The 12,769-nt window shown below is 52.0% G+C and carries 12 protein-coding genes; all 12 read left to right on the forward strand.

Going from position 1 to position 12,769, the window contains the following annotated elements; genetic code table 11:
* The first annotated feature begins 43 nt into the window (after nucleotides 1–43).
* The 12 genes from pyrH to lpxB all read left to right on the forward strand — a co-directional run bounded on the left by pyrH (nucleotide 44) and on the right by lpxB (nucleotide 12,760).
* Entirely contained in the window at nucleotides 44–769 is a 726-nt protein-coding gene (gene pyrH / locus BUB06_RS08135) for a UMP kinase (RefSeq protein ID WP_010296404.1), read from the forward strand.
* Nucleotides 770–904: 135 nt separating this feature from the next.
* Nucleotides 905–1,462, forward strand: coding sequence for a ribosome recycling factor (frr, locus tag BUB06_RS08140; protein ID WP_010296407.1), 558 nt, complete (start codon nucleotides 905–907; stop codon nucleotides 1,460–1,462).
* Between the two features lie 244 nt (nucleotides 1,463–1,706).
* Nucleotides 1,707–2,903 (forward strand): 1-deoxy-D-xylulose-5-phosphate reductoisomerase, encoded by a 1,197-nt coding sequence (gene ispC, locus BUB06_RS08145; RefSeq protein WP_039472274.1) that lies wholly within the window; start codon nucleotides 1,707–1,709, stop codon nucleotides 2,901–2,903.
* Nucleotides 2,904–3,101: 198 nt separating this feature from the next.
* Nucleotides 3,102–3,863 carry a (2E,6E)-farnesyl-diphosphate-specific ditrans,polycis-undecaprenyl-diphosphate synthase gene (gene ispU, locus BUB06_RS08150; RefSeq protein ID WP_010296409.1) on the forward strand — a complete coding sequence of 254 codons (762 nt, stop codon included), beginning with the start codon at nucleotides 3,102–3,104 and terminating at the stop codon, nucleotides 3,861–3,863.
* A gap of 9 nt (nucleotides 3,864–3,872) precedes the next feature.
* The gene (gene cdsA, locus BUB06_RS08155; protein ID WP_010296412.1) at nucleotides 3,873–4,730 is read left to right on the forward strand and encodes a phosphatidate cytidylyltransferase; all 858 of its coding nucleotides are present in this window, start codon (nucleotides 3,873–3,875) and stop codon (nucleotides 4,728–4,730) included.
* 21 nt (nucleotides 4,731–4,751) lie between these two features.
* Nucleotides 4,752–6,107, forward strand: a complete 1,356-nt coding sequence (rseP, locus tag BUB06_RS08160; protein ID WP_039472276.1) for a sigma E protease regulator RseP — start codon at nucleotides 4,752–4,754, stop codon at nucleotides 6,105–6,107.
* A gap of 35 nt (nucleotides 6,108–6,142) precedes the next feature.
* Entirely contained in the window at nucleotides 6,143–8,587 is a 2,445-nt protein-coding gene (bamA, locus tag BUB06_RS08165; RefSeq protein ID WP_039472279.1) for an outer membrane protein assembly factor BamA, read from the forward strand.
* A 143-nt stretch (nucleotides 8,588–8,730) separates the two neighbouring features.
* Nucleotides 8,731–9,228, forward strand: coding sequence for a molecular chaperone Skp (gene skp / locus BUB06_RS08170; protein ID WP_010296419.1), 498 nt, complete (start codon nucleotides 8,731–8,733; stop codon nucleotides 9,226–9,228).
* Between the two features lie 3 nt (nucleotides 9,229–9,231).
* The gene (gene lpxD / locus BUB06_RS08175) at nucleotides 9,232–10,254 is read left to right on the forward strand and encodes a UDP-3-O-(3-hydroxymyristoyl)glucosamine N-acyltransferase (RefSeq protein WP_039355954.1); all 1,023 of its coding nucleotides are present in this window, start codon (nucleotides 9,232–9,234) and stop codon (nucleotides 10,252–10,254) included.
* 84 nt (nucleotides 10,255–10,338) lie between these two features.
* The gene (fabZ, locus tag BUB06_RS08180) at nucleotides 10,339–10,812 is read left to right on the forward strand and encodes a 3-hydroxyacyl-ACP dehydratase FabZ (protein ID WP_170309992.1); all 474 of its coding nucleotides are present in this window, start codon (nucleotides 10,339–10,341) and stop codon (nucleotides 10,810–10,812) included.
* A 4-nt stretch (nucleotides 10,813–10,816) separates the two neighbouring features.
* The gene (gene lpxA, locus BUB06_RS08185; RefSeq protein WP_039472625.1) at nucleotides 10,817–11,605 is read left to right on the forward strand and encodes an acyl-ACP--UDP-N-acetylglucosamine O-acyltransferase; all 789 of its coding nucleotides are present in this window, start codon (nucleotides 10,817–10,819) and stop codon (nucleotides 11,603–11,605) included.
* A gap of 3 nt (nucleotides 11,606–11,608) precedes the next feature.
* Nucleotides 11,609–12,760, forward strand: coding sequence for a lipid-A-disaccharide synthase (gene lpxB / locus BUB06_RS08190; RefSeq protein ID WP_039472281.1), 1,152 nt, complete (start codon nucleotides 11,609–11,611; stop codon nucleotides 12,758–12,760).
* Nucleotides 12,761–12,769 lie beyond the last annotated feature (9 nt).

The raw sequence follows: 12,769 nt of genomic DNA on the forward strand, positions 1-12,769 counted from the left end.
TACAACCCCCCAATACGACGACAGCCTGTAGGATAAGAACACCATGGCAACCAATGCAAAACCCGTCTATCAACGAATCCTGCTGAAGCTCAGTGGCGAAGCTTTACAGGGAACTGAAGGTTTTGGGATCGATGCGAGCATTCTGGATCGCATGGCTCAGGAAGTGAAAGAACTGGTTGAGTTAGGCATTCAGGTCGGTGTGGTTATCGGCGGTGGTAACCTGTTTCGTGGCGCGGGTCTGGCTAAAGCGGGTATGAACCGCGTTGTGGGCGACCACATGGGAATGCTGGCGACCGTCATGAATGGTCTGGCAATGCGTGATGCGTTGCACCGTGCCTATGTGAACGCTCGCCTGATGTCTGCTATTCCGCTGAATGGCGTCTGTGATAACTACAGCTGGGCAGAGGCGATTAGCCTGCTGCGTAATAACCGCGTAGTGATCTTCTCCGCCGGAACTGGCAACCCTTTCTTCACCACAGATTCTGCGGCTTGCCTGCGCGGCATTGAGATTGAAGCGGATGTCGTATTGAAAGCGACAAAAGTCGATGGCGTCTATTCTGCCGATCCAGTGAAAGATCCTACAGCGACGATGTATGAAACGCTAACTTATCAAGACGTGTTAGAACGTGAGCTGAAAGTCATGGATCTTGCCGCGTTCACGCTGGCGCGCGACCATAATTTACCAATCCGTGTTTTCAACATGAACAAGCCTGGCGCACTGCGTCGCGTTGTCATGGGTGAAAAAGAAGGGACGTTGATTAGTCAGTAATAACGGCTAATCCCGATTATAGGGTAATATATTCTCAGTATTGCTCTATACGCCAGCCGCGCGCTGGCATTAATTATTCACCGGGTCATGTACTGACATGGCCTGCCAGGCAACCAGTTTTCAAGGGTTCACAACGTGACTAATGAAATCAGAAAAGATGCTGAAACGCGCATGGACAAATGTGTTGAAGCGTTTAAAAATCAGATCAGCAAAATCCGTACCGGCCGTGCATCGCCTAGCATTCTCGATGGCATCCAGGTTGAATACTATGGTAGCGCAACGCCACTGCGTCAGGTTGCGAACGTTGTCGTAGAAGATTCCCGCACGTTGGCGATTTCGGTATTCGATCGTTCACTTGGCCCAGCAGTTGAGAAAGCGATCATGGCTTCCGACCTCGGCTTGAACCCGTCTTCTGCTGGCACCGTAATCCGTGTTCCGCTGCCACCGCTGACGGAAGAGCGCCGTAAAGACCTGATCAAAGTGGTTCGTGGCGAAGCAGAGCAGGGGCGTATCTCCGTACGTAACGTGCGCCGTGATGCTAACGACAAACTGAAAGCGCTGCTGAAAGATAAAGCGATCAGTGAAGATGAAGAACGTCGCGCTCAGGACGACGTGCAGAAGCTGACTGATAACTTCATTAAGAAAGTGGACGTCGCTCTGGCAGAGAAAGAAGCGGAGCTGATGGAGTTCTAATCAGCCTGTTAAATAGTGCGTCGCAGGGAATCTGTGGGCTTGCCCTCTTTTTCCGGCGGCGCTTTATTTTATGGTTATACAAGGAATGGGTGAAGGCTAGCCCCTCTGGGTAGTAAACAATTTTTTTGCTGTGTATATGCCTGTGGCTGTCGTGACTGTGATCGATAGCAGAGATATATCATGGTAATCGCCTCAGACTCGTGTACCTTCCTGTCATCAAATCCGGTTATTCAGAGCATTTTTAATGAAGCAACTGACAATTCTTGGTTCCACTGGCTCTATTGGCGTCAGTTCTCTGGCCGTCATTAAAGCCAATCCCGATAAATTTGCCGTACGCGCGTTATCTGCTGGGTACAACGTCAAGTTGATGCTAGAGCAGTGCCTCACTTTCCAACCCGCTTATGCCTCAATGGCTGATGAAGCCTCTGCAACCGCCCTGCGCCAGCAGTTGGCGGAATATGGTTGTAAAACGGAAGTGTTGGCTGGCGAGCAGGCTGCGTGTGAACTTGCTGCATTAGAGGGTGTCGATCAGGTCATGGCTGCGATTGTGGGGGCGGCGGGGTTATTGCCAACACTCGCGGCAATTCATGCCGGAAAACAGGTTTTGTTGGCGAACAAAGAATCACTGGTTACCTGCGGACGTCTGTTCATGGACGCCGTGGCGCAAAGCGGCGCACAGCTTTTACCGATTGATAGCGAACATAATGCGATTTTTCAGAGTTTACCTGAGCAAATTCAGCGTCAATTAGGCTACGCTTCATTGTCGCTGCATGGGGTCGAACGTATTGTTCTGACTGGTTCCGGTGGGCCGTTTCGTGAAACTCCGGTGTCGGCGCTGGCAGACATGACGCCAGATCAGGCGTGTGCGCATCCAAACTGGTCAATGGGGCGCAAAATTTCGGTTGATTCTGCCACGATGATGAACAAAGGGCTGGAGTATATCGAAGCGCGCTGGTTGTTTAATGCTTCTGCCGAACAGATGGAAGTCATCATTCATCCGCAGTCGGTGATTCACTCGATGGTGCGTTACCGCGATGGCAGCGTTCTGGCGCAGTTGGGATCGCCCGATATGCGCACGCCGATTGCCCATGCAATGGCGTATCCCGAACGTGTGACATCCGGTGCAAAGGCGTTAGATTTTTGCCAGATTGGCGCGCTGACATTTTTAGCCCCGGACTATGCACGCTATCCTTGTTTACAGCTCGCTATTGATGCCTGTAATCATGGTCAGTCGGCCACCACGGCACTGAACGCCGCGAATGAAATTGCGGTAGCGGCATTTTTGCAGTCGCAGATCCGTTTTACGGATATTGCGGCGGTAAATCGGCATGTTATTGAACAACTTACATTACCAGAACCCACCAGCGTTGATGATGTTCTGTTTATCGACCGCTGGGCCAGACAGGTCGCAACACAGACCCTGACACATTACGCGCGATAGCTGGATAGCGCCGTGGCACAATTTGTTCATGTGCAGTGGAGGTGGTATAGTCTGCGCCACTCAATGGTTGATTATGCGAAAGTTGTTTAATCGACCGTGAAGCTAAGCCGTGATCGTTCACGGCTTTTTTTGCGCTAACGGGGTCTGATGTTACGGAAGGACTGTTGTATTTCTTGCTTGAGGAAATAAGTACGCGTTATGCCGTCCGATAATCAAAAAAATACTAACGATCTGCCACCCGCCGTGCCGCGGCATGTTGCCATTATCATGGATGGCAATGGTCGCTGGGCAAAAAGCCGGGGGAAAATGCGGATTTTTGGCCATCAGGCTGGTGTAAAGGCTGTGCGGCGTTCGGTCAGTTTTGCAGTGAGCCAAGGGCTGGACGCACTGACACTTTACGCATTTAGCAGTGAAAACTGGAACCGCCCGGCGCAGGAAGTTTCCGCACTCATGGAACTGTTTGTTAGAGCGCTGGACAGCGAAGTGAAAAGCCTGCACAAGCATAATGTTCGCTTGCGGGTCATTGGCGATATCGGCCGCTTCAGTCCGCGTTTACAAGAGCGAATCCGCCGTTCAGAAGCACTGACGGAAAAGAATCAGGGGCTCACACTGAATATTGCCGCGAATTATGGCGGCCGTTGGGATATTATTCAGGGAGTACGGCAACTTGCAGAGCAGGTGCAGGAAGGCATTCTGCGCCCTGATAGCATTAATGAAGCGTCATTATGTCAGTACATCTGTCTGCATGATCTGGCTCCGGTTGATTTGGTGATCAGAACCGGTGGAGAACACCGCATCAGTAATTTTCTTCTGTGGCAAATTGCTTATGCTGAACTTTACTTTACTGATGTCCTCTGGCCTGATTTCGATGAACAAGTCTTTGAAGGTGCGCTGAATGCTTTTGCACAACGCGAGCGCCGCTTCGGGGGAACAACACCTATCGATGCTGATGCATCCTAGGGGGAACTTTTGCTGAAGTATCGCCTGATTACTGCTTTTATTTTGATCCCGATTGTTATTGCAGCACTTTTCTTGCTGCCTCCTCTGGGATTCACGCTTGTTACGCTGGCTGTCTGTATGCTGGCGGCATGGGAATGGGGTCAGTTGGCAGGGTTTGCCTCTTATGGTCAACGCCTGTGGCTTGCGATCCTGTGTGGTTTCCTGCTGGCGCTGATGCTGTTATCACTCCCGGCCTACCATTATTCCGTCCATATTCCGCAAATCAGTATCGCGCTCTGGTCATCACTGGTGTGGTGGGGTGTCGCGCTGCTGTTGGTGCTGTTCTATCCGGCTTCCGCGTCATTCTGGCGTCATTCGCGTACATTGCGATTGGTGTTCGGCATCATGACGATCGTGCCGTTTTTCTGGGGTATGGTCGCGCTTCGCCATTACAATTACGCGATTAACCCATTTGCAGGTGCCTGGTGGCTGCTGTACGTCATGCTGCTGGTATGGGGCGCGGACAGCGGTGCCTACATGTTCGGTAAACTGTTTGGTAAGCGTAAACTCGCGCCAAAAGTCTCGCCGGGCAAAACCTGGGAAGGCTTTCTCGGTGGTCTGGCAACCTCCGCGCTCATCTCCGTGCTGTTTAGCCTGTATGCGCCGTTAACGGTAGCGCCATCGACGTTGTTGATTTGTTCTATCGCCGCTGCGCTGGCCTCGGTGCTGGGTGATTTGACGGAAAGTATGTTCAAACGCGAGGCGGGCATCAAAGACAGTAGCCATTTGATTCCGGGGCACGGTGGCGTGCTCGATCGTATCGACAGCCTGACTGCTGCGGTTCCTGTGTTCTCTTGCCTGATGCTGCTGCTGTTTAAAGTGGCTTAGAAGGAAGCGGTAGAGCTATTTATGCTGAGTTTTCTCTGGAATCTTGCCGCGTTTATCATTGCACTGGGTGTGCTGGTCACTGTCCATGAATTTGGGCATTTCTGGGTAGCGCGCCGCTGTGGTGTGAAGGTCGAACGCTTCTCCGTCGGTTTCGGACGCGCGCTATGGCGTCGTCGCGATCGTACCGGTACAGAATTCGTGATTGCGCTGATCCCGCTTGGCGGCTACGTGAAGATGCTGGATGAGCGCGTCGACACCGTTGCGCCAGAATTTCGTCACCAATCATTTAATAGCAAAACGGTCTGGCAGCGTGCGGCTATCGTTAGCGCGGGTCCCATTGCCAATTTCCTGTTTGCCATTGTGGCGTACTGGCTGGTGTTTATTCTCGGCGTACCGGGCGTGCGTCCGGTCGTGGGTGAAATACTGCCCAACTCCATTGCGGCGCAGGCGGAAATGTCGGCGGGAATGGAACTAAAGTCCGTTGACGGTATCGAAACGCCTGATTGGGATACTGCGCGTCTGGCTCTGATCGGTAAAATCGGCGATAGCGATGTTGTGATCGGAACCGCGCCTTTAGGCTCTGATCGTGTCGTTCAGAAAACGCTGGATTTACGCGAGTGGCAGTTTGAGCCTGATAAACAAGATCCTGCCGCCTCGCTCGGGATTATTCCGCGTGGTCCGCAAATTGAGCCGGTACTGCATCAGGTGCAGGCTGGGTCGGCGGCGGAAAAAGCAGGTTTGCAAGTCGGAGATAGGATCGTTAAAGTCGACGGGCAGGCGCTAGCGCAATGGCGTGATTTTGTTATCGCCGTGCGTGACAACCCCGGGCAATCTATTGCTCTGGAGGTGGAGCGCAACGGCTCAACCGTTCCGTTGACGTTAACGCCAGACAGCAAATCTGTGGGAAGTGGCAGAGTTGAAGGGCTGGCAGGCGTTATGCCAAGTGTGACGCCGCTGCCTGAAGAATACAGGACTGTGCGCCAGTATGGGCCGTTCAGTGCGATCTACCAGGCAACAGATAAAACCTGGCAACTGATGAAATTGACCGTCAGTATGTTAGGGAAACTGGTTATGGGGGATGTTAAGCTGAACAACCTGAGTGGTCCCATTTCGATTGCTCAGGGCGCAGGAATGTCAGCAGATTATGGATTGATTTATTACCTGATGTTTTTGGCCTTAATCAGCGTCAATTTGGGGATCATCAATCTGTTCCCTCTGCCGGTATTGGATGGTAGACACCTGCTCTTTCTTGCGGTTGAAAAGTTGAAGGGCAGGCCGGTTTCTGAGCGTGTGCAGGACGTTAGCTATCGCATTGGTACAGTGTTGCTGATGTTGTTAATGGGACTCGCACTTTTCAATGATTTCTCTCGTCTCTAGGCGCGGGATTAGGTTAGGAAAAACGCATAACAACGATGGCGATCAAAAAGTTGCTCATAGCGTCGCTGCTGTTTAGCAGCGCAACCGTATACGGTGCAGACGGGTTCGTAGTGAAGGACATTCATTTCGAGGGCCTGCAAAGGGTTGCCGTCGGGGCGGCATTACTCAGTATGCCAGTCCGCGTTGGTGATACCATCGGTGACGATGATATCGGTAACACCATCCGTGCCTTGTTTGCGACCGGAAATTTTGAAGATGTTCGTGTCCTGCGCGATGGCGAAACGCTGATTGTGCAGGTGAAAGAACGTCCAACCATCGCCAGCGTCACGTTTTCCGGCAATAAGTCAGTCAAAGACGACATGCTGAAAGAAAACCTGGAGGCTTCTGGCGTGCGCGTCGGTGAAGCGTTAGACCGCACTGCGCTCACCAGCATCGAAAAAGGACTGGAAGATTTCTACTACAGCGTGGGCAAGTACAGTGCGTCGGTGAAAGCCGTTGTCACACCACTCCCGCGTAACCGCGTAGACCTGAAACTGGTCTTCACGGAAGGCGTTTCCGCCAAGATTCAGCAGATTAATATTGTCGGTAACAAAGCGTTCAGCTCCGACGAATTGATCTCTCGTTTCCAACTACGTGATGAAGTGCCGTGGTGGAACGTGGTCGGCGATCGTAAATACCAGAAACAAAAACTGTCTGGTGACCTGGAAACCCTACGGAGTTTCTATCTGGATCGCGGTTATGCGCGTTTCAATATTGATTCCACACAGGTGAGCCTGACGCCAGATAAAAAGGGCATCTACATCACCATCAATATGACGGAAGGCGAGCAGTACAAGCTGTCCGGCGTAGCGGTGAAAGGCAATCTGGCTGGTCACTCTGCGGAAATCGAAGGATTGACGAAGATTGAACCGGGTGAACTCTACAACGGGACGAAAGTGACCCGGATGGAAGAGGACATCAAGAAGCTGCTGGGTCGTTATGGCTATGCCTATCCGCGCGTGGTGACACAGCCGGAAATTAATGACGCAGACAAGACGGTGAAATTAAACATCAACGTTGATGCCGGTAACCGTTTCTATGTGCGTCATATCCGCTTTGACGGTAACGACACGTCTAAAGACTCCGTTCTGCGCCGTGAAATGCGTCAGATGGAAGGTGCCTGGTTAGGCAACGATCTGGTTGAGCAGGGCAAAGAGCGTTTAAACCGACTGGGATACTTTGAAAGCGTTGATGTAGAAACGCAACGCGTTCCCGGCGTGGCCGATCAGGTTGATGTAACGTATAAAGTCAAAGAGCGTAATACGGGTACATTCAACTTTGGTGTCGGTTTCGGTACAGAAAGCGGCGTGAGCTTCCAGGCTGGGGTCCAGCAGGACAACTGGCTGGGAACGGGTAACTCCGTTGGCATCAGCGGGACTAAAAACGACTACCAGACGTATGTTGAGCTGTCACTGACCGACCCGTACTTTACCGTCGATGGCGTTAGCCTCGGTGGCCGTGTCTTCTATAACAAGTTTGAGGCATCTGACGCCGATCTGTCCGACTACACCAACGTGAGCTATGGCGTTGGCAGCACCTTGGGCTTCCCGATTAACGAGAATAACTCACTGCGCGTCGGTCTGGATTATGTACATAACGATCTGTCGGATATGAGACCGCAGGTGGCGATGTGGCGTTATCTGGATTCCGTGGGCGTTAATCCATCTGTAGTTGGCGAGAACGTCAAATCCAGCGCTGACTTCAAAGCGAACGATTTCTTCCTGAATACTGGATGGTCGTATAACAACCTGGATCGCGGTTACTTCCCGACGAAAGGAACACGTGCGTCTGCGAATGCCAAGATTGCCGTGCCGGGTTCGGACAACGAATATTACAAACTGACGTTTGATTCGGCGAGCTACTATCCGTTGAGCGACAGCGGTAACTGGGTGGTGATGGGCCGTACACGCGCAGGCTTTGCGGATGGTATCGGTAGTAAAGAAGTGCCGTTCTACGACAACTTCTATGCTGGTGGTTCCAGTACGGTACGTGGCTTCCAGTCGAATACGATTGGTCCTAAAGCGGCGTATTATAAGTGTCCAGCGAGTCTTGTAGGTTCTGGCTTTGGTTCTTATTCTGCTTGCCCGATTGATTCAACCAATCTGGATGATGCCGTTGGTGGTAACGCGATGGTTGTACTGAGTGCGGAACTGATCGTGCCGACGCCGTTTATCAGCGATAAATACGCGAGCTCCGTACGTACGTCCTTCTTTGTGGATGGCGGTACGGTATGGGATACCAACTGGGAAAATACAGCTGAAACACTCAAAGCTGGCGTGCCGGATTATGGCAAGGCGAGCAACTTCCGTGTTTCCAGCGGTATCGCGTTACAATGGATGTCTCCGCTTGGGCCATTGGTCTTCTCCTATGCCCAGCCGGTTAAAAAGTACGATGGAGACAAGTCGGAACAATTCCAGTTTAACATTGGCAAAACCTGGTAGTGTGACGTCAATAGGTCGTATGCAGGGAATGTCGCATTGTTGTTCATGGACATGAATGGTTGAACATAAACCGTTCATGTCATGACGCGATGCCCATAATTAAAGTGTTAAGACACAAATTAGGTTAGGTTGAGGAGTTTATAGTGAAAAAGTGGTTATGTGCCGCAGGCCTCGGTTTAGCATTGGCTGCTTCAGCCAGCGTTCAGGCTGCTGACAAAATTGCCGTTGTTAACGTCTCCAGCATTTTCCAACAGTTGCCGCAGCGTGAAACCGTTGGCAAACAGCTGGAAAACGAATTCAAAGGTCGTGCTTCTGAACTGCAATCGATGGAAAACGATTTACAGACCAAGATGCAGAAGCTGCAGCGTGATGGCTCTACCATGAAAGCGAGCGATCGCAGCAAAATGGAAAAAGACGTCATGGCGCAGCGCGAGCAGTTCTCTACTAAAGCGCAGGCTTTTGAGCAGGACAACCGCCGCCGTCAGACTGAAGAACGTAACAAAATCCTGAGCCGTATTCAGGATGCGGTGAAAGCCGTTGCAACCAAAGAAGGTTATGATGTTGTGATTGACGCTAACGCCGTTGCGTATGTCGCCAATGCTAAAGACATTACTGCCGATGTGCTGAAACAGGTTAAATAATACATGTATTCAATTCGACTGGACGCGTTAGCTCAACAGTTGGATGCACAATTACACGGTGATGGCGATATCGTCATCACCGGTGTTGCTTCTATGCATTCAGCAAAAACTGGGCAAATTACGTTTCTTTCCGACAGTCGTTACCGTGAGCAACTGGCCGGGACGCAAGCGTCAGTGGTCGTGCTGACGGAAGCGGATTTACCTTACTGTCAGGTTGCGGCGCTGGTAGTGAAGAATCCCTATCTTACCTATGCGCGTATGGCGCAACTGTTGGATACGACGCCGCAGCCAGCAACCGATATTGCGCCGAGTGCAGTTATTGCGCCAGACGCGACGCTGGGCCAGAACGTGTCCGTTGGCGCAAATGCTGTCATCGAATCTGGTGCACTGCTGGGTGATGGCGTTGTCATTGGCCCCGGCTGCTTTATCGGCAAAGATGCACGCATTGGTGCCGGTACTCGCTTATGGGCAAATGTCACGATTTATCACCGCGTTGAGCTGGGTGAGCATTGCCTGATCCAGTCGGGAACGGTGATCGGTTCTGACGGCTTTGGCTATGCCAACGATCGCGGCAACTGGGTGAAGATCCCGCAGTTGGGGACGGTCAGAATTGGCGATCGGGTTGAGATTGGCGCGAGCACAACCATCGATCGTGGTGCGTTGGATGATACGGTCATTGGCAATGGTGTTATCATTGATAACCAATGTCAGATTGCGCACAACGTCGTGATTGGCGACAATACCGCAGTCGCGGGTGGCGTCATTATGGCGGGGAGCTTGAAAATTGGTCGTTATTGCATGATCGGTGGTGCCAGCGTGATTAACGGGCACATGGAGATCTGCGATAAAGTGACGGTAACGGGAATGGGGATGGTCATGCGACCAATCACAGAACCTGGGGTATACTCTTCGGGCATTCCTTTGCAACCCAACAAAGTGTGGCGCAAAACTGCAGCGCTGGTGATGAATATTGATGAGATAAGCAAACGGTTGAAAGCCGTTGAACGAAAAGTCGATAACGTTTAATCACTCGCGTTTTATTTGCGGCCTGCCTGAAGACACCTAATTTAGGGTCTGCGCAGGCCGTGTTGTTGATGGCATCAGTTTTTTATGGACAGGAAGAGTATTTTGACTACTGACACTCATACTCTGAATATTGAAGAGATTTTAGAATTATTACCGCACCGTTTCCCGTTTTTGCTGGTTGATCGGGTACTGGATTTTGAAGAAGGGAAGTTTCTGCGGGCGGTGAAAAACGTCTCTTTCAACGAACCCTTCTTTCAGGGGCATTTCCCGGGTAAACCGATTTTTCCCGGCGTGTTGATTCTGGAAGCCATGGCTCAGGCCACCGGTATTCTTGCGTTTAAAAGCGTGGGTAAACTGGAACCGGGTGAGCTGTACTATTTCGCCGCTGTTGACGAAGCGCGCTTTAAGCGCCCCGTGCAGCCAGGCGATCAAATGATCCTTGAAGTTGAATTCATCAAAGAGCGTCGCGGCGTTGCGCGCTTTAAAGGTGTTGCCAAAGTTGATGGCGAAGTGGCCTGTGAAGCGTCAATGATGTGTGCTCGCCGTCGGGAGTCCTGATAACGTGATTGATCAAACCGCCTTTATTCACCCTAGTTCGATTGTTGAAGACGGTGCCATTATTGGCGCTGGCGTTCATATTGGCCCGTTCTGCTATATCGGTTCTCAGGTTGAGATCGGTGCGGGGACGGTGCTGAAATCACATGTCGTCGTCAATGGCGTCACTAAAATTGGTCGCGACAACGAAATCTATCAGTTCACGTCAATTGGTGAAGTGAATCAGGATCTCAAATATGCCGGGGAACCGACCCGCGTTGAGATTGGCGATCGTAACCGCATCCGTGAAAGCGTCACGATTCATCGTGGCACGACACAGGGCGGCGGGTTGACTAAAGTCGGTAGCGATAACCTGTTGATGATCAACACGCATATCGCACATGACTGCGTAGTGGGTAGCCGTTGTATTCTGGCGAATAACGCGACGCTGGGCGGCCACGTTTCCGTCGATGATTTTGCGATTATCGGTGGGATGACGGCAGTACACCAGTTCTGCATCATTGGTGCCCACGTCATGGTTGGCGGATGTTCCGGTGTGGCGCAAGACGTGCCGCCGTATGTTATCGCGCAGGGTAACCACGCTACGCCGTTCGGCCTGAACATTGAAGGCCTGAAGCGTCGTGGATTCGAAAAAGATACCCTGCACGCGATTCGCAACGCATACAAGCTGCTCTACCGCAGCGGTAAAACGCTGGACGAAGTGAAACCGGAAATTGAAGCGCTGGCGGCTGAACACCCGGCTGTGCAGGCGTTTACCGATTTCTTTGCCCGTTCTACTCGCGGCATCATTCGTTAATCCATGTCATCACGTCCTTTGACTATTGGGCTGGTCGCCGGAGAAACTTCCGGCGACATCCTTGGCGCAGGCTTGATCCGGGCGCTAAAAGAAAAGGTGCCGGATGCGCGGTTTGTCGGCGTTGCCGGGCCGCGTATGCAGGCCGAAGGCTGTGAAGCCTGGTACGAGATGGAAGAGCTGGCTGTCATGGGCATCGTTGAGGTGCTTGGACGGCTTCCCCGCCTGCTGAAAATTCGGCGGGATTTAACCCAGCGCTTTAGCGAACTTCAACCCGATGTCTTCGTGGGCATTGATGCTCCTGATTTCAATATCACGCTAGAGGGCAACCTCAAGCAGCGCGGTATCAATACCATTCACTACGTCAGCCCTTCCGTGTGGGCATGGCGGCAAAAACGCGTTTTCAAAATAGGTAAAGCGACCAATCTGGTGCTGGCCTTCTTGCCTTTTGAAAAAGCGTTTTACGATCGTTTCAATGTGCCCTGTCGCTTTATCGGTCATACTATGGCCGATGCGATGCCGCTGCATCCCGATAAGCTGGCAGCACGCGCGACGTTGGGTATTGCGCCTGATGCTCATTGTCTGGCGCTGTTGCCGGGCAGTCGCGGTGCAGAAGTTGAAATGCTTAGCGCAGATTTTCTCAATACGGCTGTGCTACTGCGCCAGCATTTTCCCGATCTGGAAATCGTGGTTCCGCTGGTCAACAGCAAGCGGCGTGAACAGTTTGAGCGGATAAAAAATAGCGTTGCGCCCGATCTGCGCGTGCATCTGCTGGATGGGCAGGCGCGTGAAGCTATGATTGCCAGTGATGCGGCACTACTGGCATCCGGTACGGCGGCGCTGGAGTGCATGCTGGCTAAATGCCCGATGGTTGTCGGTTATCGCATGAAGCCTTTTACCTTCTGGCTAGCACAGCGCTTGGTCAAAACGCCGTGGGTGTCGCTGCCGAATTTGCTGGCTGGGCGTGAACTGGTGACGGAATTGCTACAGACCGATTGTACGCCGGATAAGCTGGCTGCTGCGCTGCTGCCGCTGTTTGCCGATACGGAAGAAATGGCTGAGCTACGTACAACGTTTGTGGATTTGCATCAGCAGATCCGCTGTAACGCCGATGAGCAGGCGGCTCAGGCGGTACTGGAATTAGTAAAGCCATGTTAGTAAAACCAT

This window comes from Pectobacterium carotovorum (assembly GCF_900129615.1).
GTDB lineage: Bacteria > Pseudomonadota > Gammaproteobacteria > Enterobacterales > Enterobacteriaceae > Pectobacterium > Pectobacterium carotovorum.